General features: G+C 62.9%; 24 protein-coding genes and 1 tRNA gene. All 25 read left to right on the top strand.

The genetic code is table 11. The features are described from left to right. The first annotated feature begins 163 nt into the window (after positions 1-163). The 25 genes from gyrA to pheT all read left to right on the top strand — a co-directional run bounded on the left by gyrA (position 164) and on the right by pheT (position 25,750). Positions 164-2,788 carry a DNA gyrase subunit A gene (gene gyrA / locus Q8Q80_RS00480; RefSeq protein ID WP_305631047.1) on the top strand — a complete coding sequence of 875 codons (2,625 nt, stop codon included), beginning with the start codon at positions 164-166 and terminating at the stop codon, positions 2,786-2,788. Between the two features lie 7 nt (positions 2,789-2,795). After that, positions 2,796-3,881 (top strand): 3-phosphoserine/phosphohydroxythreonine transaminase, encoded by a 1,086-nt coding sequence (gene serC, locus Q8Q80_RS00475; RefSeq protein WP_305631046.1) that lies wholly within the window; start codon positions 2,796-2,798, stop codon positions 3,879-3,881. A 3-nt stretch (positions 3,882-3,884) separates the two neighbouring features. Next, the gene (pheA, locus tag Q8Q80_RS00470) at positions 3,885-5,000 is read left to right on the top strand and encodes a prephenate dehydratase (protein ID WP_305631045.1); all 1,116 of its coding nucleotides are present in this window, start codon (positions 3,885-3,887) and stop codon (positions 4,998-5,000) included. After that, positions 4,997-6,094: a histidinol-phosphate transaminase gene (hisC, locus tag Q8Q80_RS00465; RefSeq protein ID WP_305631044.1), complete on the top strand. Its 1,098-nt coding sequence runs from the start codon at positions 4,997-4,999 to the stop codon at positions 6,092-6,094. Before pheA ends, hisC begins: the two co-directional genes overlap by 4 nt. A gap of 8 nt (positions 6,095-6,102) precedes the next feature. Continuing rightward, positions 6,103-6,981, top strand: a complete 879-nt coding sequence (locus tag Q8Q80_RS00460; protein WP_305631043.1) for a prephenate dehydrogenase/arogenate dehydrogenase family protein — start codon at positions 6,103-6,105, stop codon at positions 6,979-6,981. 52 nt (positions 6,982-7,033) lie between these two features. Continuing rightward, on the top strand, positions 7,034-8,329 hold the full coding sequence (gene aroA, locus Q8Q80_RS00455; RefSeq protein WP_305631042.1) for a 3-phosphoshikimate 1-carboxyvinyltransferase: 1,296 nt from the start codon (positions 7,034-7,036) through the stop codon (positions 8,327-8,329). Further along, on the top strand, positions 8,326-9,024 hold the full coding sequence (gene cmk, locus Q8Q80_RS00450) for a (d)CMP kinase (protein ID WP_305631041.1): 699 nt from the start codon (positions 8,326-8,328) through the stop codon (positions 9,022-9,024). Before aroA ends, cmk begins: the two co-directional genes overlap by 4 nt. Positions 9,025-9,114: 90 nt before the next feature. Beyond that, positions 9,115-10,833 (top strand): 30S ribosomal protein S1, encoded by a 1,719-nt coding sequence (gene rpsA / locus Q8Q80_RS00445; RefSeq protein WP_305631040.1) that lies wholly within the window; start codon positions 9,115-9,117, stop codon positions 10,831-10,833. Between the two features lie 95 nt (positions 10,834-10,928). Continuing rightward, positions 10,929-11,234 (top strand): integration host factor subunit beta, encoded by a 306-nt coding sequence (locus tag Q8Q80_RS00440; protein ID WP_305613115.1) that lies wholly within the window; start codon positions 10,929-10,931, stop codon positions 11,232-11,234. 12 nt (positions 11,235-11,246) lie between these two features. After that, positions 11,247-11,477 (top strand): lipopolysaccharide assembly LapA domain-containing protein, encoded by a 231-nt coding sequence (locus Q8Q80_RS00435; RefSeq protein ID WP_305631039.1) that lies wholly within the window; start codon positions 11,247-11,249, stop codon positions 11,475-11,477. Positions 11,478-11,494: 17 nt separating this feature from the next. Next, positions 11,495-12,670 (top strand): lipopolysaccharide assembly protein LapB, encoded by a 1,176-nt coding sequence (lapB, locus tag Q8Q80_RS00430; protein ID WP_305631038.1) that lies wholly within the window; start codon positions 11,495-11,497, stop codon positions 12,668-12,670. A gap of 3 nt (positions 12,671-12,673) precedes the next feature. Beyond that, entirely contained in the window at positions 12,674-13,633 is a 960-nt protein-coding gene (rfaE1, locus tag Q8Q80_RS00425) for a D-glycero-beta-D-manno-heptose-7-phosphate kinase (RefSeq protein WP_305631037.1), read from the top strand. A gap of 50 nt (positions 13,634-13,683) precedes the next feature. Next, on the top strand, positions 13,684-14,337 hold the full coding sequence (locus Q8Q80_RS00420) for a ComEA family DNA-binding protein (protein ID WP_305631036.1): 654 nt from the start codon (positions 13,684-13,686) through the stop codon (positions 14,335-14,337). A gap of 27 nt (positions 14,338-14,364) precedes the next feature. Further along, positions 14,365-15,267 (top strand): cysteine synthase CysM, encoded by a 903-nt coding sequence (cysM, locus tag Q8Q80_RS00415; protein ID WP_305631035.1) that lies wholly within the window; start codon positions 14,365-14,367, stop codon positions 15,265-15,267. Continuing rightward, positions 15,251-17,260 (top strand): hypothetical protein, encoded by a 2,010-nt coding sequence (locus tag Q8Q80_RS00410; protein ID WP_305631034.1) that lies wholly within the window; start codon positions 15,251-15,253, stop codon positions 17,258-17,260. Before cysM ends, Q8Q80_RS00410 begins: the two co-directional genes overlap by 17 nt. Positions 17,261-17,324: 64 nt before the next feature. Continuing rightward, positions 17,325-17,492: a hypothetical protein gene (locus Q8Q80_RS00405; RefSeq protein WP_305613130.1), complete on the top strand. Its 168-nt coding sequence runs from the start codon at positions 17,325-17,327 to the stop codon at positions 17,490-17,492. Beyond that, on the top strand, positions 17,489-17,899 hold the full coding sequence (locus Q8Q80_RS00400) for a YdbL family protein (RefSeq protein ID WP_305631033.1): 411 nt from the start codon (positions 17,489-17,491) through the stop codon (positions 17,897-17,899). Before Q8Q80_RS00405 ends, Q8Q80_RS00400 begins: the two co-directional genes overlap by 4 nt. Positions 17,900-17,921: 22 nt before the next feature. Next, positions 17,922-18,713: a 3'-5' exonuclease gene (locus Q8Q80_RS00395; protein ID WP_305631032.1), complete on the top strand. Its 792-nt coding sequence runs from the start codon at positions 17,922-17,924 to the stop codon at positions 18,711-18,713. Positions 18,714-18,774: 61 nt separating this feature from the next. Beyond that, a tRNA-Val gene (locus Q8Q80_RS00390) sits at positions 18,775-18,851 on the top strand. A gap of 207 nt (positions 18,852-19,058) precedes the next feature. Next, a complete protein-coding gene (gene thrS / locus Q8Q80_RS00385) occupies positions 19,059-20,981 on the top strand; it encodes a threonine--tRNA ligase (protein WP_305631031.1) in 1,923 nt (640 codons plus the stop codon). Then, a complete protein-coding gene (gene infC / locus Q8Q80_RS00380; protein ID WP_305631061.1) occupies positions 20,950-21,531 on the top strand; it encodes a translation initiation factor IF-3 in 582 nt (193 codons plus the stop codon). The genes thrS and infC overlap by 32 nt, the downstream gene beginning before the upstream one ends. 169 nt (positions 21,532-21,700) lie before the next feature. Continuing rightward, positions 21,701-21,898 (top strand): 50S ribosomal protein L35, encoded by a 198-nt coding sequence (gene rpmI, locus Q8Q80_RS00375; protein ID WP_008062636.1) that lies wholly within the window; start codon positions 21,701-21,703, stop codon positions 21,896-21,898. A gap of 12 nt (positions 21,899-21,910) precedes the next feature. After that, a complete protein-coding gene (gene rplT, locus Q8Q80_RS00370; protein WP_305631030.1) occupies positions 21,911-22,267 on the top strand; it encodes a 50S ribosomal protein L20 in 357 nt (118 codons plus the stop codon). A gap of 69 nt (positions 22,268-22,336) precedes the next feature. Beyond that, positions 22,337-23,368 (top strand): phenylalanine--tRNA ligase subunit alpha, encoded by a 1,032-nt coding sequence (pheS, locus tag Q8Q80_RS00365; RefSeq protein ID WP_305631029.1) that lies wholly within the window; start codon positions 22,337-22,339, stop codon positions 23,366-23,368. Between the two features lie 12 nt (positions 23,369-23,380). Next, positions 23,381-25,750, top strand: a complete 2,370-nt coding sequence (gene pheT / locus Q8Q80_RS00360) for a phenylalanine--tRNA ligase subunit beta (protein WP_305631028.1) — start codon at positions 23,381-23,383, stop codon at positions 25,748-25,750. Positions 25,751-25,780 lie beyond the last annotated feature (30 nt).

The raw sequence follows: 25,780 nt of genomic DNA, 5'->3' as shown, positions 1-25,780 counted from the left end.
CGATTTGACGAAGTCTAGTCTGTCCGGGTGACGTGCGGCGGCCCCGGGGCGAGTGCAAGCGCATGTTAAACTTGCGGTTTGGCTGCACAAACCGCCCGCACAGACAGCACGCCGTCTGACTGGTTTCATACAACGACAGCCGCCGTCCGCCTCCCGCCCTCAGATGACCATTTCTTTTGCCAAGGAAACGCTGCCCATTTCGCTCGAAGACGAAATGCGGCATTCCTACCTCGATTACGCGATGAGCGTGATCGTTGGCCGCGCGCTGCCCGATGTGCGCGACGGCCTCAAACCGGTGCATCGCCGGGTGCTGTTCGCGATGCACGAAGCGAACATCCAGTGGAACCGCCCCTATGTGAAGTGCGCCCGCGTCGTCGGCGACGTCATGGGTAAATACCATCCGCACGGCGACTCGGCGATCTACGACACGCTGGTGCGCATGGCGCAGGACTTCTCGCTGCGCTACACGCTGATCGATGGTCAGGGCAATTTCGGATCGGTAGACGGCGATAACGCTGCCGCAATGCGTTACACCGAGTGCCGGCTCGACAAGATCGCAGCCGAACTGCTGGCCGACATCGACAAGGAAACCGTCGATTTCGGGCCGAACTACGACGGCAAGGAGCAGGAGCCGCTGGTGCTGCCCAGCCGTATCCCGAACCTGCTGATCAATGGCAGTGCCGGCATCGCCGTGGGCATGGCGACCAACATTCCGCCGCACAATCTCGGCGAAGTACTCGACGCCTGCCAGTTGCTGCTGAAAGAGCCGGATACGACGATCGAACAGTTGATCGACATCGTGCAGGCTCCCGATTTCCCGACCAGTGGATTCATTTACGGTCTTACCGGCGTGCGCGAGGGCTACATGACCGGCCGCGGCCGCGTCGTCATGCGCGCCCGCACGCACTTCGAGGACATCGATCGCGGCAGTCGCCAGGCCATCATCGTCGACGAGTTGCCCTACCAGGTTAACAAGAAGACCTTGCTCGAGCGCATCGCCGAGCTCGTGAACGAAAAGCGGATCGAGGGCATTTCCGACATCCGCGACGAGTCGGACAAATCCGGCATGCGCGTGGTGGTCGAACTCAAGCGCAACGAAGTGCCGGAAGTCATCCTGAACAACCTGTACAAGCTCACGCAGCTGCAGGACACCTTCGGCATGAACATGGTGGCGCTGGTCGATGGCCGCCCGCGCCTGCTGAACCTGCGCGAAATGCTGGACTGCTTCCTGTCGCACCGGCGCGAGGTGATCACGCGTCGTACCGTGTTCGAGCTGCGCAAGGCGCGCGAGCGTGGTCACGTGCTGGAAGGTCTGGCCGTTGCCCTGTCCAACATTGATGAAATCATTGCGCTGATCAAGGCCTCGGCGTCGCGCGCCGAAGCGCAGGTCGCGCTGATGTCGCGCCCGTGGACCTCACCGCTGGTCGACGAAATGCTTGCCCGCGCCGGTGCCGAAGCTTTCCGTCCGGACGGTCTCGATGCCGCATATGGGTCATTTGCCGACGGCTACCGCATGTCGGACGCGCAGGCCAAAGCCATTCTGGACATGCAACTGGCCCGCCTGACCGGGCTGGAGCAGGAAAAGATCATGTCGGAGTACAAGGAGGTGATCGCGCAGATCATCGACCTGCTCGACATCCTGGCCCGTCCGGAACGCATCAACTGGATCATTTCCGACGAGCTGCGCCAGATCCGCGACCAGTTCGCAGACGGCCGCCGTTCCGAAATCGTCACGCACACCCAGGATCTGGGCATCGAGGATCTGATCGCCCAGCAGGACATGGTCGTCACGCTGTCGCACGGTGGTTACTTCAAACGCCAGCCGCTGGCCGACTACCGCTCGCAGCGCCGCGGCGGACGCGGCAAGCAGGCGGCGGCGGTGAAGGAAGACGACTTCGTCGACCAATTGTTCATCGCCAACACGCACGACTACATCCTTTGTTTCTCCAGCCGCGGTCGCGTCTACTGGCTCAAGGTGTACGAAGCGCCGGAAGGTTCGCGCAACTCGCGCGGCAAACCCATCGTGAATCTGTTCCCGCTGATGGAGGGCGAGAAGATCACGGCGGTGCTGCCGGTCAGGGAATTCGACGAAAACCATTACATCTTCATGGCGACCGGCCGCGGCACGGTCAAGAAGACGCCGCTGTCGGACTTCGGCAACCCGCGCAAGGCCGGCATCATCGCCGTGGATCTGGACGAGGGCGACGTGCTGATCGGCGTCGCAATCACCGACGGCACCGACGACATCATGCTGTTCTCGGACGCCGGCAAGGCCGTGCGTTTCGCGGAGGCTGACGTGCGTCCGATGGGCCGCACTGCGCGTGGCGTGCGCGGGATGATGATCGAAGGCGGTCAGAGCGTGATCTGCATGCTCGTGTCGAAGAACGACGAACTGAGCGTGCTGACGGCAACTGAAAATGGTTACGGCAAGCGTACCCGGGTGACCGAGTATCCGAAGCATGGCCGCGGTACCAAGGGGGTCATGGCGATCGCGTCGAGCGAGCGCAACGGTGCGGTGGTCGGTGCGGTGCTGGTCGATACCCGCGACGAAATCATGCTGATTTCGACCGGCGGCGTGCTGATCCGCACGCGGGTGGAAGACATCCGGGAAATGGGCCGTTCGACCCAGGGCGTCACATTGATCAACCTTGATGGCGGCACCCGTCTTGCGGGCGTCGAGAAGGTGATCGAAAGCGACAGCGAAGCCGACGTCGATTCTGACGCCGATTCTGACGCCGAGTCCGAGTCCGCCGGTGAGACCGATGCCGGTGGTGAGGGCGCGGAATAGGTCTGACATGGGCGCCCGCGCGTACAACTTCGGGGCAGGGCCGGCGATGATGCCGGACCCGGTGATCGAGCGGATTGCGCGCGAGTGGCAGGATTTTGACGGGGGCGGCTACTCGGCACTCGAACTGGGACATCGCAGCGAACCGTTTGCCGATATCCTCGCCCGCGCCAAATCCGACCTGCGCGAACTGCTCGCGATTCCGGATTCTCACCACGTGCTGTTCCTGCATGGGGGTGCCACGCCGCATTTCGCGATGGTGCCGCTGAATCTGGCGCGTGAGGGGCAGAGCGCGGATTACATCCACACCGGTTACTGGTCCGACAAGGCGATGGCGGAAGCCGCACCGCTGGTCAATGTGCGCATCGCCGCCAGCGCAGCCGCAAGCGAGTTCGATCGCGTACCCGAGGCAGCGAACTGGCAACTCGATCCGCAGGCCGCCTATGTGCACATCTGTGCCAATGAAACGATAGGCGGCGTCGAATTTGCCGACTATCCGGATACCGGCAGCGTCCCGCTGGTGGCGGACATGTCGTCCAACATCCTGTCGCGCCCGCTGGATGTGTCGCGCTTCGGACTGATCTATGCCGGCGCGCAGAAGAACATCGGCCCGGCCGGGCTGGCCATCGTGATCGTGCGCGATGACCTGCTGCACCGCGCACGCGCTGCGGTGCCATCGGTGATGAACTACGCGCGCCACGTCGAGTGGGATTCGATGTACAACACGCCTGCGGCGTTCATGATCTGGGTTGCCGGACTGGTGTTCGAGCACCTGAAGAAGGCGGGTGGCGTCGCGGCGATGCAGCGCGAGAATGCGGCAAAGTCTTCGCTGATCTACGACGTGCTCGATGGCTCGAAGCTGTATACGAATCGCATCCAGCCCGGGTCGCGCTCGCGCATGAACATCCCGTTCTTCCTCCGCGAGCCGCGGCTGGACACACGCTTTCTCGATGGGGCGCGCCGGCGCGGGCTGATCAACCTGAAGGGGCATCGCGCAGTGGGCGGTGTGCGCGCCTCGCTGTACAACGCGATGCCGCTCGACGGTGCGCGGGCACTGGCCGACTACATGACTGAATTTGAACGCAGGTACGGTTGAACGATGGCATCCGATCCGACTTCCCCGACATCCACTTCCGAGCTTGAAGAATTGCTGAAGCTGCGCGATGCGATCGACGACATCGATCAGCGCGTGCTGCAGCTCATTTCCGAGCGGGCGCGTGTTGCGCACCGCATCGGCGAGATCAAGCAAGGGAACATTTATCGTCCGGAACGCGAAGCACAGGTGCTGCGCCGGCTCGAGGACAACAATCCGGGCCCGCTGCCTGGCTACGCGGTCAAGACGGTGTTCCGCGAAATCATGTCGCACTGTCTTGCGCTGGAGCAGCCGCTGACTGTCGCCTTCCTCGGCCCGGCCGGTACCTTTTCCGAAAGTGCGGCGCGCCGGCATTTCGGTTCGGCGCCGGCGCTGCTGCCTCTGGCCACGATTGACGACGTGTTCCGCGCCGTGGAAGCGGGCAACGCGGCATATGGCGTCGTGCCGGTCGAAAATTCGACCGAGGGTGCAGTCGGTCGAACGCTGGACATGCTGCTCAGTACCACGCAGATGGTGTGCGGCGAAGTCATGTTGCGCGTCGAACAGAATCTGATGAGTCGCGACACGCCGTTGAATCAGGTGCGCTGCGTCTATTCCCATTCGCAGTCGCTCGCGCAGTGTCATGAATGGCTCAACCGCAACTTGCCGGGCGTGCCGACAGTGGCGGTGGCCAGCAACGCCGAGGCGGCGCGTCGTGCAGCCGAGGAAGAACGTGCTGCGGCGATTGCGGGTGAGGCGGCGGCGCGTGCCTACGACCTGCACATCCTTGCCGCCAACATCGAGGATGACCCGGCAAACACCACCCGGTTTCTGGTGCTTGGTGAGCACGACGCCGGGCCGTCGGGCCGCGACAAGACCTCGCTCATCTTCACGGTGCAGAACCGGTCCGGCTCCGTGGTGCGTTTGCTGCAGCCACTGGCCGACGAAGGCGTCAGCATGACGAAGTTGCAGTCGCGTCCGGTACGCGGCTTCGGCAGCGGTGGCTGGCAGTACGTTTTCTATGTTGATATCGAAGGGCATCTGAGCGAGCCGGCCGTCAGCAAGGCAGTCGCCCGCATCCGTGGCGAAGCAGGCTCGCTGAAGGTGCTCGGTTCCTACCCGGTTTCGGTGAGCAGTTCATGAGTGTGTTCGACCGCGCAGCGGCGCATATCCGTTCGATTTCGCCCTATCAGCCGGGCAAGCCGATTTCCGAACTGGCCCGCGAAATGGGGCTGGAAGAGACTTCCATCGTCAAGCTCGCCTCCAACGAGAACCCGCTTGGCATGAGCCCGCATGCGCGTGCTGCTGCGCTGGCGGCGATCGACGAAATACCGCGCTACCCCGACGGCAACGGTTTCGAGCTGAAGCAGGCCGTGATGCGTCATCACGACATCAACATCGATCAGATCGTGCTGGGCAATGGCTCGAACGACGTGCTCGAAATGGTGGCGCGTGCGCTTCTGGGTCCGGGGAGCAGTGCGGTGTATTCGAAGCACGCATTCGCGGTCTATCCGCTGGCGACGCTCGCCGCGGGCGCCTTCGGCATCGAGGTGCCTGCCCGCAATTTCGGCTGCGATCTCGACGCGATGCGAGGCGCCATCCGCGACGACACGCGTGTCGTGTTCATCGCCAACCCGAACAACCCCACCGGCACATTCGTCGAAGCTGTGGCACTTGAGCGTTTCGTAGCTTCGGTGCCGGCCGACGTGCTGGTTGTGCTCGACGAGGCATACAGCGAATACCTGCCAGAACAGCTCGCGTACGACAGTGCGCGCTGGCTGGTGCGCTACCCGAACCTGCTGGTGTCTCGCACCTTTTCGAAGGCGTATGGGCTCGGGGGCCTGCGTGTCGGTTACGGCATTGGTCAGCCGCCTGTGATCGACCTGCTCAATCGAGTGCGGCAGCCGTTCAATGTGTCGAACGTAGGTCTGGCTGCAGCAGCGGCTGCGCTCGCGGATCAAGACTTCGTGCGCGCATCGGCTGCAGCCAACGCAGCGGGACTGCGCCAGCTGGAAGCGTTTTTCGACGCGCAGGACATCGAGTACATCCGCTCCTACGCCAACTTCGTCGCATTTCGCGCAGGCGATGCGGCGACCATCAACCGCCGATTGCTCGAACAGGGCGTCATCGTGCGTCCGATCGCCGGCTACGCGATGCCGGAGTGGCTGCGCGTGTCGATCGGCCTCGAGTCGGAGAACGCACGCTTCATCGATGCCCTGACAAGGGCGCGGACGTGACCTGCGCCATGACGAAGCCTCTGGTCGGACGTCTGCTGGTCTGCGGTGTCGGTCTGATCGGCGGCTCGTTTGCTGCGGCATTGAAGCAGGCGAAGCAGGTTGGCGAGGTGGTCGGCATCGGCCGCACCGCGGAAGGCATGCAGGACGCGCTGTCGCTCGGCCTCGTCGATCGCGTCGAGACAGACTGGCGGGCCGCCTTGCAGGGCGTCGACCTGGTGTTGCTCGCGATGCCGGTGGGCCAGATGGATGTCGTGATGTCGCACCTGATACCGCATCTGTCACTCGATACCGTAGTCACGGACGCCGGCAGCACCAAGGCCGACGTCGTTGCGGTGGCGCGGGCCCGATTCGGCTCCCGAATCGGGCAGTTCGTGCCCGGCCATCCGATTGCTGGCGCCGAGAAGAGCGGCCCGCAGGCGGCGCGCGCCGAGTTGTACAACAAGCGTCGGGTCGTGCTGACGCCGCTGGTCGAGAACGATGACGCTGTGATCGATCTGGTCCGCAAGGCCTGGCAAGTGTGCGGTGCCCAGGTATCGACCACTTCGCCCGAACACCACGACCGATGGCTGGCGTCGGTCAGTCACCTGCCGCATCTGCTGTCGTTCGCGCTGGTGTCTGAACTGGCTGCGCGGTCGAACGCAGACGAGATTTTCAGCCTCGCCGGCGGCGGCTTTCGCGATTTCACCCGTATAGCAGCCAGCCACCCGGAAATGTGGCGCGACATTTTCTTCGCCAATCGCGACGCGTTGCTTGCCGAACTGACGGCCTATGAAGAAGAACTCGCGCGCTATCGCACACTGATCGAACAGGGCGACTCGGCCGGCATCGAAAAGCTGCTCGGCATCGCCCGAGAAGCCCGCGTTGCCTGGGCGCAGCGCCAGAACTGATCCGACAGCCGGCCATCCTCATTACACGGTGCCGGCGGACCTTCCCGCCATGATGAAAAAAGAATTTCTCGATCTTCCTGCTGCCTCGACTGCCCGCGGTACGCTGCGGTTGCCAGGTTCCAAAAGCATTTCGAACCGCGTGCTGCTGCTCGCCGCGCTCGCGCGAGGCGATACGCTGCTGCACGACCTGCTGTCCTCCGACGACGTTGACCGCATGCTCGATGCCCTGCGCAGTCTTGCGGTGAATTGGCAGCACGCGGGCGGCAACGACTATCGCGTCCATGGAACCGGTGGGCGGTTCGCGGTACGTGAAGCGGACTTGTTTCTCGGCAACGCCGGCACGGCGTTTCGTCCGCTGACCGCGGTGCTTGCGCTGATGGGTGGCGAGTACCGCCTGCGCGGCGTGCCGCGCATGCATGAACGGCCGATCGGTGATCTGGTGGATGCGCTGCGCCAGGTCGGCGCGCAGATCGATTACGAGGGCAAGACCGGCTTTCCGCCGCTGCGCATTCATCCGGCGCGGTTACGGGATGTCGCGGCAGTCAGCGTGCGCGGTGATGTGTCGAGCCAGTTCCTGACCGGGTTGTTGATGGCGCTGCCGCTGACCGGGCGTGCCGTGCGCATCGACATCGATGGCGAACTGATTTCCAAACCCTATGTAGACATCACGCTGGCCCTGATGCGCCAGTTCGGCGTCGACGCCCGGCGCGATGGCTGGTCATCCATCAGCGTGCCGGCTGCGGCGGAGTATGTGTCACCCGGCGAGTGCTTCGTCGAGGGCGATGCGTCTTCGGCGTCCTACTTCCTCGCGGCCGGCGCGATCGGCGGCGGCCCGGTGCGGGTCGAAGGCGTGGGCCGCGACTCGGTTCAGGGCGATGTCGCGTTCGCCCAGGCGCTCGAACAGCTGGGCGCAGTGGTCCGCATGGGACCCAACTGGATGGAGGCATCCGCCCCCGCCAGCGGGCGTCTGCGTGCCTTCGATCTCGATCTGAACCACATTCCGGATGCGGCGATGACGCTGGCCATCTGCGCATTGTTTGCCGACGGCCCGAGCCGGTTGCGCAACATCGCCAGCTGGCGGGTCAAGGAAACCGATCGCATCGCTGCGATGGCGATCGAACTGCGCAAGATCGGTGCCGCGGTGGAGGAGGGCGCCGACTATCTGGCGATTACCCCGCCCACGGCGTTCATTTCCGGTGCATCGATCGATACCTATGACGATCACCGCATGGCCATGTGTTTCTCGCTGGTCACGCTGGGCGGCGTGCCATTGCGCGTCATGGACCCCGGCTGCGTCGCAAAGACCTTCCCCGACTACTTCACTCGCTGGGCAGAGGTGGCGCGATGAGCGGCGACGTCCGGGCACCAGTCATCGCGATCGACGGTCCGTCCGCATCGGGCAAGGGTACGGTCGCAGCACGTGTCGCGGCGGCGCTGGGCTTTCACCTGCTTGACAGCGGTGCACTTTACCGGCTGACCGCTGTGGCTGCACTGCGCGGCGGCGCGTCCCTGGACGACGCAGCGGTGCTGGAAACCATTGCCACCGCGCTTGATGTGCGCTTCGCCGACAATGCGACCTGGCTTGCCGGCGAGGAGGTGTCAGACGCGATGCGCAGCGAGGACGCATCGGTCGGTGCGTCGAAGGTTGCAGTGCATCAGGGCGTACGGCAGGCCCTGCTTGAGCGACAGCGCGCCTTCCGCCAGCTTCCCGGGCTGGTGGCCGACGGTCGCGACATGGCGTCCGTTGTGTTCCCCGATGCGGCGCTCAAGGTGTTCCTCACCGCCAGCGTCGAGGTCAGAGCGCAGAGGCGGTATAAGCAGTTGATCGAAAAAGGTGTTTCTGCTAACCTCGAGAGTCTTTCTCAGGATTTGCGTGAACGCGACGAACGGGACAGCAAACGAGCCAACGCGCCGCTGGTGCGCGTGGCCGGTGCGATTCCGCTAGACACGAGTTCGATGTCCGCAGATGCCGCCGTCAGGATGGTTCTTGACGCGTGGGAGCAAGTGAAGGCAGGGCAGCCGGTGCATCGAACTGATATCTGATGCGCCGTTGTCCGGCAAGTGCAGCCTGCGAATGTTCGCAGGTTGTTGTGTTCACCCCTAACCCGTTGCCGCGCAAGCGGCTTTTTGCCAATGTCCCAAGTTGCCCAGTCGTCCGAATCCATGGATTCCATGGAAAGTTTTGCCGCGTTGTTCGAGGAAAGCCTCCAGCGCCAGGAAATGCGCGCCGGTGAGGTCATTACCGCCGAAGTGATGCGCGTCGACAACAATTTCGTTGTCGTGAATGCCGGCCTGAAGTCGGAAAGTTATATCGCGATCGAAGAATTCCGCACCGATCGCGGCGAGCTTACGGTTGCGCCCGGCGATTACGTCAGCGTCGCGATCGAAATGCTCGAAGACGGTTACGGTGAAACCCGGCTGTCGCGTGACAAGGCGAAGCGTATCGCTGCGTGGAACGAACTTGAAAAGGCACTCGGCGACGGCACCATCGTCAAGGGACTCGTGTCGGGCAAGGTCAAGGGCGGCCTGACCGTCATGACCAACGGCATCCGCGCTTTCCTGCCGGGTTCGCTGGTCGATCTGCGTCCGGTGAAGGACACCGCACCGTACGAAAACAAGGAATTCGAATTCAAGGTCATCAAGCTCGACCGCAAGCGCAACAACGTGGTTGTTTCGCGCCGCGCAGTGCTCGAACTGACCGCAGGCGAGGAGCGCGAAAAGCTGCTCGAAAACCTGAAGGAAGGCACGATTGTCAAGGGTATCGTCAAGAACATCACCGACTACGGCGCATTTGTCGACCTCGGTGGTATCGACGGCCTGCTGCACATCACCGATCTGGCATGGCGCCGCGTGCGTCATCCGTCGGAAGTGCTGGCGGTCGGTGACGAGGTCGAAGCGAAGGTGCTCAAGTTCGACGCAGAAAAGAACCGCGTGTCGCTGGGCCTCAAGCAACTGGGCGAAGATCCGTGGGTGGGCATTTCGCGTCGCTACCCGCAGGGTACCCGTCTGTTCGGCAAGGTCACCAACCTGACCGATTACGGCGCATTCGTCGAAATCGAACAGGGCATCGAAGGCCTCGTCCACGTGTCCGAAATGGACTGGACCAACAAGAACATCCACCCGACCAAGGTTGTCCAGCTGGGCGACGAAGTCGAAGTGATGATTCTCGAAATCGACGAAGACCGTCGCCGCATTTCGCTGGGCATGAAGCAGTGTCAGGCAAATCCGTGGGAAGACTTCTCGATGAACCACAAGAAGGGTGACAAGGTCCGCGGTCAGATCAAGTCGATCACCGACTTCGGCGTGTTCATCGGCTTGACCGGCGCCATCGACGGCCTGGTGCATCTGTCCGATCTGTCGTGGTCGCTGACCGGCGAAGAAGCCGTCCGCAACTACAAGAAGGGCGACGAAGTCGAGGCCCTTGTGCTGTCGATCGATGTCGAGCGCGAGCGTATTTCGCTCGGCGTGAAGCAGATGGATGGGGATCCCTTCACCAACTTCATCGCCACCCATGACAAGAACAGCGTCGTGCGCGGAAACGTGAGGTCGGTTGATGCCAAGGGCGCGGTCATTGCGCTTAATGACGATGTTGAAGGTTATCTGCGTGCATCAGAGGCTTCGCGTGACCGCGTTGATGACCTGACCACCGTGCTGAACGTCGGCGACGAGATCGAAACGATGATCGTCAATCTCGACCGCAAGACCCGTTCGATCACGCTGTCTGTGCGTGCGAAGGATCAGGCGGACCAGAACGACGCGATCCACAAGATTCAGTCCGAAGGTTCGTCGGCCAGCAGTGGCACCACCAACCTGGGTGCGTTGCTCAAGGCGAAGCTGAAGAACCCCTCCTGATCGCGGTTTGCGATTGAGGCTTGGTGACAGCGCCGCCTGCGGGCGGCGTTGTCTTGTCATCATCCGGTTCCGTGCACCTGCTCAATCGATCTGTCATGACAAAATCCGAATTGATCACCCGGCTGGCTTCCCGCTTCCCGCAACTGGTGGCGAAGGATGCCGACTATGCAGTCAAGATGATTCTCGATGAAATGACAGCCGCACTGGCGCGTGGCGACCGCATCGAAATCCGTGGTTTCGGAAGTTTTTCGCTGAATCACCGGCCGCCGCGCGTGGGGCGCAATCCGAAGTCCGGCGAAAAGGTGCTGGTACCCGAGAAACGCGTGCCGCATTTCAAGGCGGGCAAGGAACTGCGCGAACGGGTCGATCAGGCTCTGGCTGCTGCGATTCCCGTATCCTGATTTCACCCGTCCATGGCCATCCTCAACTGGCTGCTGCGCATTGTTGTCTTCCTGCTGCTGCTGGGCCTTGCTGCGCGCAACAGCGATCCGGTCACCGTTCGGTGGTTCTTCGGCCACGAGTGGCGCATCGAACTGTCGGTCGTGCTGCTCGCATTGTTCGTGCTGGGGGTGCTGCTCGGTGCGTTAGCCGGCTGGACGCATGCGCGCAAGCCGCCCGTCCCGACTCCCTCTTCGGCTGACTGAGTCGGCTCCCACGGAATATGGATATCGAACTTTGGTGGCTGCTCGCGCTGCCGCTCTTCTTCGGACTCGGCTGGCTTGCGGCGCGCATCGATATTCGCCATCTGGTCAGCGAATCCAGAGCGCTGCCGCGCTCCTACTTCGCCGGTCTGAACTTCCTCCTGAATGAACAGCCGGATCGCGCCATCGAGTCCTTCATCGAGGCGACCCGCAGCGATCCGCAAACCACAGAACTGCAGTTCGCGCTCGGCAATCTGTTCCGACGCCGTGGCGAGACCGACCGTGCCATCCAGATTCATCAGGCGCTGGTGAAGCGGGAGGACATCAAGCCGGAGTTGCGCCTGAATGCCCGACTCGAACTGGGTCAGGATTATCTGAAGGCCGGTCTGCTTGACCGTGCCGAGGAGGTGTTCGTCGGTCTGCGCAATACGGCGCTCGACATGGCAGCGCTGCATCACCTGCTCGACATCTACCAGCAGGAGAAGGAGTGGGCGAAGGCAATCGAGATTGCACGTGCCTTGCCGCCGGACGAATCACACCGCGCGCAGAAGGACATCGCCCAGTTCCTGTGCGAGCTGGCGACCCACGCGCTGGCGCAGTCGCGTTTCGGCGATGCCCGGCCGCTGCTCGAGGACGCGCTGGCCACGCATCGCAAGTGCGTGCGTGCGCTGGTATTGATGGGAGACCTGCACGCCGCCGAGCAGCAGTGGGAACTTGCGATCGAACAGTGGCAGCGCGTCGAACAGCAGAATCCTGTCTACCTTGCCCTGGTTGCCGGCCGTCTGGCCGACGCCTATCGCAAGCTCGGGCGCGAACGTCAGGGCATCACGTTGCTGAAGAGCTATCTCGAACGCCACACGTCGCTCGATCTGCTCGACGTGGTGTTCAAGGAAGAGCTCGACACGGAAGGGCCGGCCGGTGCACTCGCGCTGGTGCGCGACGAACTGCGCCGCAATCCGACACTGCTCGGCCTCGACAAGCTGCTTGAAGCACAGATGCAGACGCTGCCGCCGGAGTCGCGCACCGATTCCGATCTGATGAAGGGCATCATCCATGCGCACACGCGCCGCGTGGCGCGTTACCGTTGCGATACCTGTGGTTTCAAGGCGCGCCAGTTCCACTGGCGCTGTCCGGCCTGTGGTGGCTGGGAAACCTATCCGCCCAAACGCACCGAAGAATTCGACCTCACGCCCTGATCGATGAGCCTGCCGTCATCCAGTTTGTCGTTGCCCGACACCTCGCGTGCCCGCATCCTCGTCGTCGGCGATGTGATGCTGGACCGCTACTGGTTCGGCGACGTGCAGCGCATTTCGCCTGAGGCGCCCGTGCCGGTGGTGAAGATCGACCGGGTCGAGGAGCGGCCGGGTGGTGCGGCCAATGTCGCGCGCAACTGTGCCGCACTCGGCGCGCATGTCAGTCTGCTGTCGGTGGTCGGCGCCGACGACGCCGGCAGCACGCTGCGTGCCCAGATGCAGGCGGCGGGCATCGACGCCAGTCTGCACGAGGACGCCGCGCTATCGACGACCATCAAGCTGCGCGTGATCGGCCGCCAGCAGCAACTTCTGCGCATCGATTTCGAGAACATGCCGACGCATGAAGTACTGCGCGCCAAGCTTGATGAGTTTGCCCGCCGGGTGAGCGACGCGGACCTGGTGATCCTGTCCGATTACGGCAAGGGCGCGCTGTCGAACATCCGCGACATGATGGAAATCGCCCGGGCCGTCGGCAAACCCGTGTTGGTCGATCCCAAGGGCGACGACTATTCGCGCTACGCAGGAGCCACGCTGCTGAAGCCGAATCGCAACGAGTTGCGCGAGGTCGTCGGACGCTGGTCGGATGATGACGACCTTGCGCGCCGCGCGCGCGCGCTGCGCGATGACCTGAATCTTGGCGCGTTGCTGCTGACCCGCTCGGACGCCGGCATGAGCCTTTACGACGCGCGCGGTGTCATTCACGAGCCCGCGCTGGCACGCGAGGTGTATGACGTGAGCGGCGCCGGCGACACGGTGATTGCCGCGATGGCCGTCATGCTGGCGGCAGGCAGTTCAATGACCGACGCGATGCGGCTATCGAACCGCGCGGCGGGCATCGTCGTTGCGAAGCTCGGCACTGCGGTATGCTCGCTTGACGAACTGGCGGCCGATCTGCGTCACACCTGATCCGACGGTCGCGCGACGTCCGTCTTCCATCTGCCTGTGGAGTTTGCGCCATGCGTCGCCTGATCTGTTGTCTGCTGTTTTGCCTCGCAGCCCCATGGGTGCTTGCCGCGCTCGATCTGAATACCGCCACCGAAGCGGACCTCGATGCATTGCCCGGCGTCGGTCCGAGCCGCGCCCAGGCGATCATCGAGCACCGCTCGAAGAACGGCCCGTTTGCCTCGGTGGAAGACCTGCGCAACGTGAAGGGCATCGGCGACAAGACCTTCGCCGAACTCAGGCCGCTGCTCACCGTCAGTGCCGTAGCCGGTGCATCAACCTCCGGAGCGACAGCGAGCCAGCCCTCTGCCGTACCGACCTCCGATGGCTTTCCCTGGTGGATCGTCGCGGTGATCAGCGTCGTGGCGGTGGTCGGCGTCGTGGTGATGCGCCGCCGAGCTTCACCTCCAGCGGTACAGACACCCGCTGCAGCACCGGCGGCTCCGGCGCCAGCAGTTCCGCCGATGCGAACCGCTGCATCGCCACCGCCGCGACCGGCGGGAGGTACTGCGGGTACGCCGCCTGCTCCGCCGGCACGACCGGCCGGCGCACCGCCGAGACCCGCAGGCAGTCCTCCCGCCCAGCCATCGGCAGATTCAGCGGCCGCAGGGTCCGCCGCTCCGCCCAAGCCGGCAGGCGCACCCCCCAAACCGGCCGGTTCACGCTGAATCGGCCCTACAGACATCAAGGCAGCCATGCACTACAAGACACTCGAAGATTTCGTCGGCAACACACCGCTGGTTCGCTTACAGCGCATTCCGGGCGCGGACAACGAGCGTCGCGGCAATGTCATCCTCGGCAAGCTGGAAGGCAACAATCCAGCCGGCTCGGTCAAGGACAGACCGGCGCTGTCGATGATCCGCCGCGCCGAAGAGCGCGGCGACATCAAGCCGGGTGACACGCTGATCGAGGCGACCAGTGGCAACACCGGCATCGCGCTGGCCATGGTGGCGGCGATGCGCGGCTACAAGATGATTCTGGTCATGCCCGAGAACCAGAGCATCGAACGCCGCCAGAGCATGGCTGCCTACGGTGCCGAACTGGTGCTGACGAGCAAGGCGGGCAGCATGGAACTGGCGCGCGATGTGGCCGAGAAGATGCGCGACGAAGGTCGCGGCATCATCCTCGACCAGTTTGGCAATCCGGACAATCCGCGCGCTCACATCGAAGGCACAGGCCCGGAAATCTGGCGTGATACCGATGGCCGCGTCACCCATTTCGTCAGCTCCATGGGCACCACCGGCACCATCATGGGCACTTCGACCTATCTCAAGGAGATGAATCCGGACATCCAGATCGTCGGCTGCCAGCCTGAGGAAGGTGCGCAGATTCCGGGGATACGCAAGTGGCCGCAAGCCTATCTGCCGAAAATCTACGATGGTGCGCGCGTCGACCGGCTGGAGTATGTCGGTCAGGCTGCGGCCGAAGACATGACGCGCCGTCTGGCCGCCGAGGAGGGTATCTGCGCCGGCATCAGTTCCGGCGGTGCGCTGGTCGTCGCTTTGCGCATTGCAGCCGAAGTCGAGAATGCGACCATCGTCACCATCGTCTGCGACCGCGGTGACCGCTATCTGTCAACGGGTGTATTCCCTTCCTGAACGACTGTTGCGGCCGCTGCACCGCTGCGTTGCCGCGCTGATTCTGTTCGGTGTGTATTCATCGCCGCAGGCGGCCATCGAACTGCGCTTCGAGTCTTTGTCGGCGCCTGCCGTCGAACTGAGCGATGTGCGCATCGCCGCAGCCGGTCTGGGCGGCGGCCGCGCGCGCATCACCGCGTCACGCGCGCTTGTGGCTGGGCGCACGCTGCAGCATGTCAAACTCGAATGCGGCGACTTCGCAGTGCTGCCTGAAGTGCACTGCAGGAGGGGGCGGCTGAGCGCCGAAGGTTACGGTCCGTGGCCGGTCGAGTTCAGCCTTCGCGGATCTCAACGCGCGCTGCGCGCAGACGTCCGCCTGAACGCCGGAGTCACGGCAACGGTGACAGGGGCGCTCGCTGGCGATGCGCCGCAGCTGCGGCTCGTATCGTCCGGCGTGCCGCTTGCGTTCTTGTTCGGCGAGCTTCCGGTGTTGAAACCGTACGGGCCGGCCGGACAGGTTGACGTCGACGCCACATTGACACTGTCAGGTGTGGCACGGACGCCACGGTTGCGTGCGACGCTCGTCGCGAGGGACGGACGGTTCGGCTCGGCAGACGGTCTGCGTGCGGCGGATTCGCTGTCTGCGGTCATCGATATCGACGTACAGCGCGACGGCCCTGACTGGCGCGGCACCCTTGTCACGGACTGGCGCGGCGGCGAGTTGTTGTGGGACAGCATCTATTTGACCGGCGGGGGCAGTGTGCTGTCGGCGGATTTCAGGTTGTCGACGTCTGCGCTCAATCTGACGTCGCTCGCGCTTGATCTTGCCGGTATCGGGCGTCTGACCGGCGACGCCACACTGGATCGCGCAAGTGCCACGTTGCGCGCTGCGCGCATGCAGGGCGCCGAACTCGACCTGAAGTTGCTCAACGAGCGCTTCGTCCAGCCCCTGTTTGCCGCGCGGGGCTGGCCGGCATTCGTCATGCAGGGGGACGCGGATGTGGCAGCCCGGCTTGATCCCGCCGGGTTGCACAGTGCGAAACTGATCGTACGCGGTGGCCACGTGAGTGACGCAGCCGGGCGGTATTCGCTGCAGCAACTGGACGCAGACCTGCCGTGGCAGCGTGACGGTGCGACACGCATGCATATCACCGCGGGCGAAGGGCGATTCGGCCGCGTGCCTGTCGGCCGCTTCGTGCTCGACGCCGAAGTCGCACCCGATCACGTCAATGTTCAGCCGGTGCGTATCCCGCTGCTCGACGCCGGCCTTCAGCTGAATCTGCTGCGCTTCGAGCGCGTGGATGGCCGGTGGACCGGTGACCTGTCTGCCGATCTGGAACCGCTATCGATGCCGGAACTGACGCAGGCGCTCGGCTGGCCGCGCATGGCGGGAAGTGTTGGCGCCAGCGTGCCGCATGTGCGCTGGCGCGATGGCGTGCTGTCACTGGACGGCCAACTGCTGATCCAGGTGTTCGGCGGCTACATCGCCGCGAGCGGTCTGCAGGTGATCGAGCCCTTCGGCACGACACCGCGTGTACTTTCCGACCTGCAGATGCGTTATGTCGATCTGGACGCGTTGACCGAAACTTTCAAGTTCGGTCGCATTACCGGTCGGCTCGACGGTGATGTAACCGGGCTGGAATTGTCGCGCTGGGTGCCACTGGCGTTCGATGCGCGAGTGCGGTCGAGTGAGGGTGACTATCCGCGGACAATCAGCCAGCGCGCAGTCGATAGCATCACTGCGCTGGGTGGGGCAGGGGCGAGCGCGGCGATCCAGCGCATCTTTCTTGGCGTGTTCGAACGCTTCGGATATCGGCGCATGGGTGTGTCGTGCCGCTTGCGCAATGGTGTGTGCGAAATGGATGGGCTGAGCGAGCGGAACGGCGGCTTCGTCCTGATCGAAGGCGGCGGTGTGCCGGCGATCAGCGTGGTTGGCTACAATCGACGCGTCGACTGGGAAGTATTGCTGGAACGGCTGGCGCGCGTGACAGAAACGAAACCGGTGCTTCAATGAGGTGGACATGAACAGGATGCATATACACAAGGCGCTCCCGCGAGGAGCACTCAGGTGCGGGCCGATGACCGTCGCTCTGGCTGCTGCGGCCCTGCTCGCGGGCTGCGTCACCATCAACATCTACTTTCCCGCCGCTGCGGCGGAGAAGGCGGCTGATCGCATCATCGACGAAGTCTGGCAGCTGAAGAACGGCAGCCAGACCCCGGCGACACCGGAAGGGAAACAACCATGAAGACAATGCACCGCATTGTTCTGCTTTGCCTGTTGTACGCGGGCGCAGTCTGGGCGCAGGGCAATCTGGAAATCAACACGCCCGCAATCAGCCAGTTGCGCGACGCGATGCAGGCACGTCACGCGCAGCTCGCGCCGCACTATGCATCCGGCGCGCTGGGTCTCACTGCCGATGGCCGGATAGCGCTGCGCGATGCCAATGCGGTGCCGCTCGCACAGCGCCAGGCGGTGCAGGGGCTGGTGGCGCAGGAAAATGGTGATCGCGATGCGCTGTATCGCGAAATCGCGCGCGCCAACGGTCATCCCGAATGGGAGGCGGACATCCGCTCCACCTTCGCGCAACGCTGGATCGGGCGTGCCCAGAGTGGCTGGTATGTCCAGTCCGGCGGGCAGTGGTCGCGCAAGTAATTTCAATCCTCACAGGACAGACATGGCCGCCGTACTCGTATTCGACATCGAAAGCATTCCGGACATCGCCGGTATCCGCCGGCTGCATCAGCTGCCGGACGAACTGTCCGACCCGGAAGTGGCCGAGTTCGCCTTCCAGCAACGCAGGGCCAGCGTCGGTCACGACTTCCTGCCGCTGCACCTGCAGCGCGTCGTCGTCATATCGTGCGCATTGCGCGATGCGCGTTCGCTCAAGGTATGGTCGCTGGCCGAGCCGGAAAACGGCGAAGGCCAGATCATCCAGCGCTTCTACGAAGGCATCGAGCGGCTGACGCCGCAGATCGTGTCGTGGAACGGCGCGGGCTTCGATCTGCCGGTGTTGCACTACCGCGGTCTGATCCATGGCGTCACTGCGCCGCGCTACTGGGAAATGGGCGAGGGTGATGGCCCGGACGCCCGTGAATTCAAGTGGAACAACTACATCAGCCGCTATCACTCGCGCCATCTGGACCTGATGGATCTGCTGGCGCTGTATCAGGGTCGCGGCAATGCGCCGCTGGACGAACTGGCCAAGCTGATCGGTTTTCCGGGCAAGCTCGGCATGGACGGCTCGGCCGTGTGGGGCGCCTGGCAGCGCGGCGAGATCGCGCAGATCCGCGACTACTGTGAAACCGATGTGCTCAACACCTTCCTCGTGTTCCAGCGCTTCCAGTTGATGCGTGGTGTGCTGGACCGAGCGCAGTACGATGCCGAGATCGCCTTTGTGCGTGAATGGCTGGCCACGCAGCCAGGCGCGCACTGGAAGGAGTATCTGGCCGCCTGGCAGGCACCGTGAAACAGCGTGCGAAATTTGTCTTGAGTCGCGCCGGATTCCGGCTATACTTGCGCGCTCTTTTAGGCGCGTAGCTCAGCTGGTTAGAGCACCACCTTGACATGGTGGGGGTCGTTGGTTCGAGTCCAATCGCGCCTACCAACATTCGCTGCAGGTTTTGAAAGGTTGCGTTATGACACCGCGAACGCGTTTCACTCCGGTATCTATCGCTGTCTGAGGCCTGCAGATCAAGACGCACGGAACGACTTCGTTCAAGCGTGTGCAAATGAAAAGTGCGGCTCAGGCCGCACTTTTTTTTCGTCCCGAATATTCGTTACATCCCCGTTACCGTTTTCCGGAGCAACGCCAATGGTCAATATCACCCTGCCGGATGGATCGGTCCGCAGCTTTGACGCTGCAGTCACCGTGCGCGACGTTGCAGCATCCATCGGCGCTGGTCTGGCCAAGGCAGCACTCGCCGGCCGTGTCGATGGCAAGCTGGTCGATACCTCGTTCGTGATCGAGAACGATGCGCAGCTGGCCATCGTCACTGACCGCGATGCCGAAGGTCTGGACATGATCCGCCACTCCACCGCCCATCTGCTTGCCTATGCGGTGAAGGAGCTGTTTCCCGATGCCCAGGTGACCATCGGCCCGGTGATCGACAACGGCTTCTATTACGACTTTTCGTACAAGCGCCCGTTCACGCCTGAAGATCTGGCGGCGATCGAGCAGCGCATGACCGAGCTGTCGAAGAAGGACATTTCCGTGTCGCGCGAGGTATGGCAGCGCGACAAGGCGGTCGACTTCTTCAAGTCGATCGGCGAGCACTACAAGGCGGAAATCATCGCGTCGATTCCGGCCGATCAGGATGTGTCGCTGTATCGCGAAGGCGAATTCGTCGATCTGTGCCGGGGCCCGCACGTGCCGTCGACCGGCAAACTCAAGGTGTTCAAGCTGATGAAGGTGGCCGGTGCCTACTGGCGCGGCGATGCGAAGAACGAAATGCTGCAGCGCATTTACGGCACGGCCTGGGCGAAGAAGGACGAGCAGGACGCCTATCTGCACATGCTCGAAGAGGCAGAAAAGCGCGACCACCGGAGACTGGGCAAGCAGCTCGACTTGTTTCACATGCAGGAAGAAGCGCCCGGCATGGTGTTCTGGCACCCCAAGGGTTGGGTCGTGTGGCAGCAGATCGAGCAATACATGCGTCAGGTGCTCGACGAAGCGGGTTATCGCGAGGTGAAGACGCCGCTCATGATGGACCGCGTGCTGTGGGAGAAATCCGGCCACTGGGAAAACTACCGCGAGAACATGTTCACCACCGAGTCGGAAAAGCGCGACTACGCCGTAAAGCCGATGAACTGCCCCGGCCATGTGCAGATCTTCAATGCAGCGCTTCATTCCTACCGCGACCTTCCGCTGCGTCTGGCGGAGTTCGGTTCCTGCCACCGCAACGAGCCGTCCGGCGCGCTGCACGGCCTGATGCGGGTACGCGGCTTCGTGCAGGACGATGCGCACATTTTCTGCACCGAGGCACAGATCACGTCGGAAGTGACCGCCTTCAACGAACTGCTGCTGCGCGTCTATCGCGATTTCGGCTTCCACGATCTGGCAGTGAAGCTTTCACTGCGTCCGGCCAAGCGCGCGGGCTCTGACGATGTGTGGGATCGCGCCGAGGCAGGCCTGCGCGAAGCGCTCGCTGCCTCGGGCATGCAGTGGGAAGAACTGCCGGGCGAGGGCGCCTTTTACGGTCCGAAGATCGAGTACCACATCAAGGACGCCATCGGGCGGTCATGGCAGTGCGGAACTCTTCAGCTCGATTTCGTGCTTCCGGAGCGGCTGGACGCCGAGTATGTCGCCGAGGACAACGGCCGTTACCGGCCCGTGATGCTGCATCGAGCGGTGCTCGGTTCGCTCGAACGCTTCATCGGCATCCTGATCGAAAACCATGCGGGCAACTTTCCGTTGTGGCTGGCTCCGGTCCAGGTTGTCGTGATGGGTATCACGGAGGCCCAGGCGGATTACGCTCAGGAAGTCACGAATGCTTTGCGCGCTGCGGGTCTGCGCGTCGAATGCGATTTGCGCGGGGAGAAAATTAACTATAAAATCCGCGAACATAGTCTGCAGAAGCTGCCTTATCAGGTCGTCGTAGGCGACAAGGAAAAGGCGGCAAAATTGGTGGCCGTGCGTGCCCGGGGAAATACGGATCTCGGGCAGATGACCCTGAGCGACTTCATGCAGCGTCTCGCTGATGAAATTGCTACGCGGGGAATCGATCGCACGGCCTGATTTTTTTCGCCTCGGGAGTACGAGCATCAGTCAGCAAAAATCGCAGCGCCTCAATTCGGAGATCAACGCCCCGGAAATACGTCTTGTTGGCGAAGAGGGTGAGCAACTGGGTATCATGTCGGCCCGTCAGGCATTGACGTTGGCAGAAGAAGCCGGTGTGGATCTGGTCGAGATTGCGCCGCTCGCCAAGCCGCCGGTCTGTCGTCTGATGGACTTCGGCAAGTTCAAGTACCAGGAAGCGAAGCGCGCTGCCGAGGCGAAATCCAAGCAGAAGCAGATACAGATCAAGGAAGTGAAGTTCCGTCCGGGAACGGACGAAGGTGACTACCAGATCAAGTTGCGCAACCTGTCGCGCTTCCTTCAGGATGGCGACAAGGCCAAGGTTACCCTTCGTTTCCGTGGCCGCGAAATGGCGCACCAGGAGTTCGGCATCCGCCTGCTGGAACGTGTGAAGGCCGATCTTGAGGCGCTGGCGGTGGTTGAGCAGTTTCCGAAGCTTGAAGGACGTCAGTTGATCATGGTGCTGGCACCGAGCAAGAAGAAGGTCTGATTCACTCAGCCTGAAGAAGAATCTGCCGGACCTGAAGTCCGGCGATGCGTGAGGTTTTGCCTCGCGTCGTCGCGATTGAAGAATCGCGGCATAACAAGTGTTCACGGGTATGAAAGTGCTGCGAAAGGTTCGCGGTCACCTGTGAAGATGACATAAATGGAGTTTTGTCATGCCCAAGATGAAGACCAAGAAGGGCGCTGCGAAGCGCTTCAAGGTCAGGGCGAGCGGCAGCATCAAGCGTTCGCAGGCGTTCAAGCGCCACATCCTGACGAAGAAAACCACCAAGTCGAAGCGCCAGCTTCGCGGTATGACGGCGGTGCATGCGACGGACGACGCACGCGTTCGCAACATGCTTCCCTACGCATAAGGAGCCCACGAGATGCCCAGAGTCAAACGTGGTGTAACGGCACGCGCCCGTCACAAGAAGGTACTGGATCAGGCCAAGGGTTACCGCGGTCGTCGCCATAGCGTCTATCGCATCGCCAAGGAAGCGGTGATGAAGGCAGGCCAGTACGCCTACCGCGACCGCCGTCAGAAGAAGCGTCAGTTCCGCGCGCTGTGGATCGTGCGCATCAACGCCGCTGCACGTGAAGTGGGTCTGACCTACTCGAAGCTGATCAACGGCCTGAACAAGGCGTCGATCCAGGTCGATCGCAAGGTGCTTGCAGATCTCGCGGTATTCGACAAGGCTGCGTTCGCCGCCATCGCGAATCAGGCCAAGGCCCAACTCGGCTAAGCGTGTTGCACGCAGAAAAAGGAGGCCTGGCCTCCTTTTTTTGTCCCCATATTGTTCGGATTCAAGTCGATGAGTGATCTGGAAGCGCTTGTTTCACAAGCGGAAACCGATTTTTCTGCGGCGGCAGACGCCGTGGCGCTGGAACAGGTCAAGGCGCGTTTTCTCGGCAAGTCCGGCAGCCTGACCGAACTGCTAAAAGGCCTCGGCAAGCTCGACCCGGACGCCCGCAAGACCGTAGGTGCGGCCATCAACATCGCCAAGCAGAAGGTCGAGGCAGCCCTTGAAGCACGCCGCGAGGCATTACGCAACGCCGCACTCGAGGCCCGTCTGGCGGAAGAGTCCCTCGACGTGACCTTGCCCGGGCGCGGTCATGCGAAGGGTGGTCTGCATCCGGTGACCCGCACGCTCGAACGCATCGAAGCGCTGTTCCGCGGCATCGGTTTCGATGTGGCAGACGGCCCCGAGATCGAAACCGACTTTCATAATTTCACTGCACTGAACACGCCGGAAAACCATCCTGCGCGTTCGATGCACGACACCTTCTATCTGGAGGGGGCGAGTGACGTGATGCTGCGCACCCATACCAGCCCGATCCAGGTGCGTTACATGCAGGCGCACGTGGCGCGTCATGCAGGCGCGGCAACGATGCCGGAGATCCGCATCATTGCACCCGGTCGCGTCTATCGCGTCGATTCCGATGCCACCCACTCGCCGATGTTCCACCAGGTCGAAGGCCTGTGGGTCGGCGAATCGGTGAGCTTTGCCGACCTGAAGGGCGTGGTGAGCGATTTCCTGCATCGCTTCTTCGAAGCCGATCGGCTGGATGTGCGCTTCCGGCCGTCCTTCTTTCCATTCACCGAGCCGTCAGCGGAAATCGACGTCGCATTTCCGAGCGGTCCGCTGGCCGGTCGCTGGCTGGAAATCGCCGGCTGCGGCATGGTGCATCCGAATGTGCTGCGCCATTGTGGCATCGACGCCGAACGTCATACCGGCTTTGCGTTCGGTTTCGGGCCCGACCGCCTGACCATGCTGCGCTATGGCATCAATGACCTGCGCCTGTTCTATGACGGCGATGTGCGTTTCCTGAGCCAGTTCCGCTGAGGTTTTTGCCCGATGAAATTTTCAGAAAAATGGCTTCGCGAGTTCGTTGACCCGGCCATCGATACGCAGGCGCTGTCGCACCTGCTGACCATGGCGGGTCTCGAAGTCGAGGAGCTTGATCCGGTGGCAGCCGCCTTTCAGGGCGTTGTCGTGGCGGAAGTATTGTCCGTTGCACCGCATCCGGATGCCGACCGCCTGCGTGTTTGCAGCGTGAATGCGGGCGGCGAGCCGCTGCAGATCGTTTGCGGTGCGCCCAACGTAGCCGCCGGCATGAAGGTGCCGTGTGCCACGGTGGGGGCCAGTCTGCCGGGTATCGAAATCAAGCGGGCGAAACTGCGCGGCGTCGAAAGCAACGGCATGCTGTGCTCCGCGCGCGAACTTGGTCTGTCGGAAGATCATGGCGGCCTGCTCGCGCTGCCCGCCGATGCACCGGTGGGTACAGACATCCGCCATTACCTTGATCTTGACGACAATTCTTTCGTCATCAAGCTCACGCCGAACCGCGCAGACTGTTTTGGCATGCTGGGCATTGCGCGCGAAGTGTCGGCGCTGACCGGTGCGCCGCTGTGCGTGCCCGATATCGTCGCCGCACCGGTCACGCTGACCGAGGTGCTGCCGGTCAGTATCGAGGCGCCAGATCTGTGCGGCCGTTTCTCGGGCCGTGTCATCCGCGGCGTGAACGCCGGCGCGGCCACGCCGGAATGGATGAAGCGCCGGCTGGAACGCGCTGGCATGCGTTCGATATCCGTCCTGGTCGACATTTCCAATTACGTCATGCTGGAGTTGAACCGACCGAATCACGTGTTCGATCTCGATCGCGTGCAGGGTGGCCTGACCGTACGCTGGGCGCGCGAAGGCGAGCAACTCGTGTTGCTGAACGAGCAGACCATCACGCTGACACGGGACTGCGGCGTCATCGCGGATGCGAGCGGCGTCGAGAGCTTCGCCGGCATCATGGGTGGCGCATCGACTGCGTGCTCGCTCGATACGCGCAGCATCTATGTCGAAGCAGCGTTCTGGCAACCCGATGCCATTCAGGGTCGCGCCCGCCGCTATGCGTTCTCCAGCGAGGCCGCTCACCGGTTCGAGCGTGGCGTCGATTTCGCCGATACCGTGGCCGGTGTCGAGCGCGTCACGCAGCTCATTCTCGAATTGTGCGGCGGCGAAGCCGGCCCGATCGATGACCGCATCACCGAGCTGCCGTTGCGCGAGCCGGTACGCCTGCGGCCGTCGCGCGTGTCCCGTGTGCTCGGCCTGCCATTTGAAGACGACGCCATCGAAGCTTGTCTCCAGCGCATGGCGCTTCCGTTCACACGCGATGGCTACGATTTCATCGTTCAGCCACCGACCTGGCGCTTCGATCTGCGCATCGAGGAAGATCTGATAGAGGAACTGGCACGACTGCACGGCTACGACAACATCCCGACCCATCCGCCGGTCGGCCGCCTGGCCATGCCGGACTTGTCCGAAGGGCATCGAAGCGCATCGAACGTGCGTCACCTGCTGGCTGACCGCGACTATCAGGAAGTGATCAACTTCGCCTTCGTCGAGCGGCGCTGGGAAAACGATTTTGCCGGCAACGACACACCGGTCGTGCTGGCCAACCCGATTGCGAGCCAGATGTCGGTCATGCGCTCGACGCTGATCGGTGGACTGGTCGACAACGTGGTGACCAACCGTCGCCGTCAGCTCGATCGCGTGCGGGTGTTTGAAATCGGCCGCTGCTTCGCACACGACGCACAGGCCGTGCCGGTACCGGGTTTCGCACAGACGTTGCGCATCGCCGGGCTGGCCTGGGGGGCGGCGCAAGCGGAACAGTGGGGCGCAGCGGCGCGTCCGACCGATTTCTTCGATATGAAGGGCGATGTCGAAGCGCTGCTGCTGCCGTATCAGGCAGTCTTCGTTCCGGCACGGCATGTGGCGCTGCATCCAGGGCGTTCGGCATCGATCAGCCTCAATGGAAACTTGGTCGGATTCATTGGTGAGCTGCATCCGGAACTGGTGCAGCGCTACGAATTGGCGAGCGCACCACTGGTGTTCGAATGCGATCTCGAACCGCTGCTCGGCAGCGCCGTACCGACGTACGAGACCGTGTCCAGACAGCCTGCCGTCCGCCGCGATCTGGCGCTGCTGCTGCCGCGTTCGACACCGCTTTCGCAGGTACTGGAGGGGCTACGCAACGCTTCTCCGGCCATCGTGCAGGACATCGCCCTGTTCGACGTGTATCAGGGTAAAGGCATATCAGATACCGAAAAAAGCTTTGCTTTCCGTATAGTTATGCAAGATACTCAACGTACTTTGGCGGACGCCGAAGTCGATGCGACCGTTGATCAACTGGTGATGTATGCACAGCGTGAGTTCGGTGCAAAGCTGCGCGCCTGAGGCGGCAGGGCGACAGGGTTACGAGGAAGC

It is taken from the genome of Methyloversatilis sp. (assembly GCF_030698125.1).
Classification (GTDB): domain Bacteria; phylum Pseudomonadota; class Gammaproteobacteria; order Burkholderiales; family Rhodocyclaceae; genus Methyloversatilis.
This window is presented reverse-complemented; position numbering and strand designations above follow the sequence as displayed.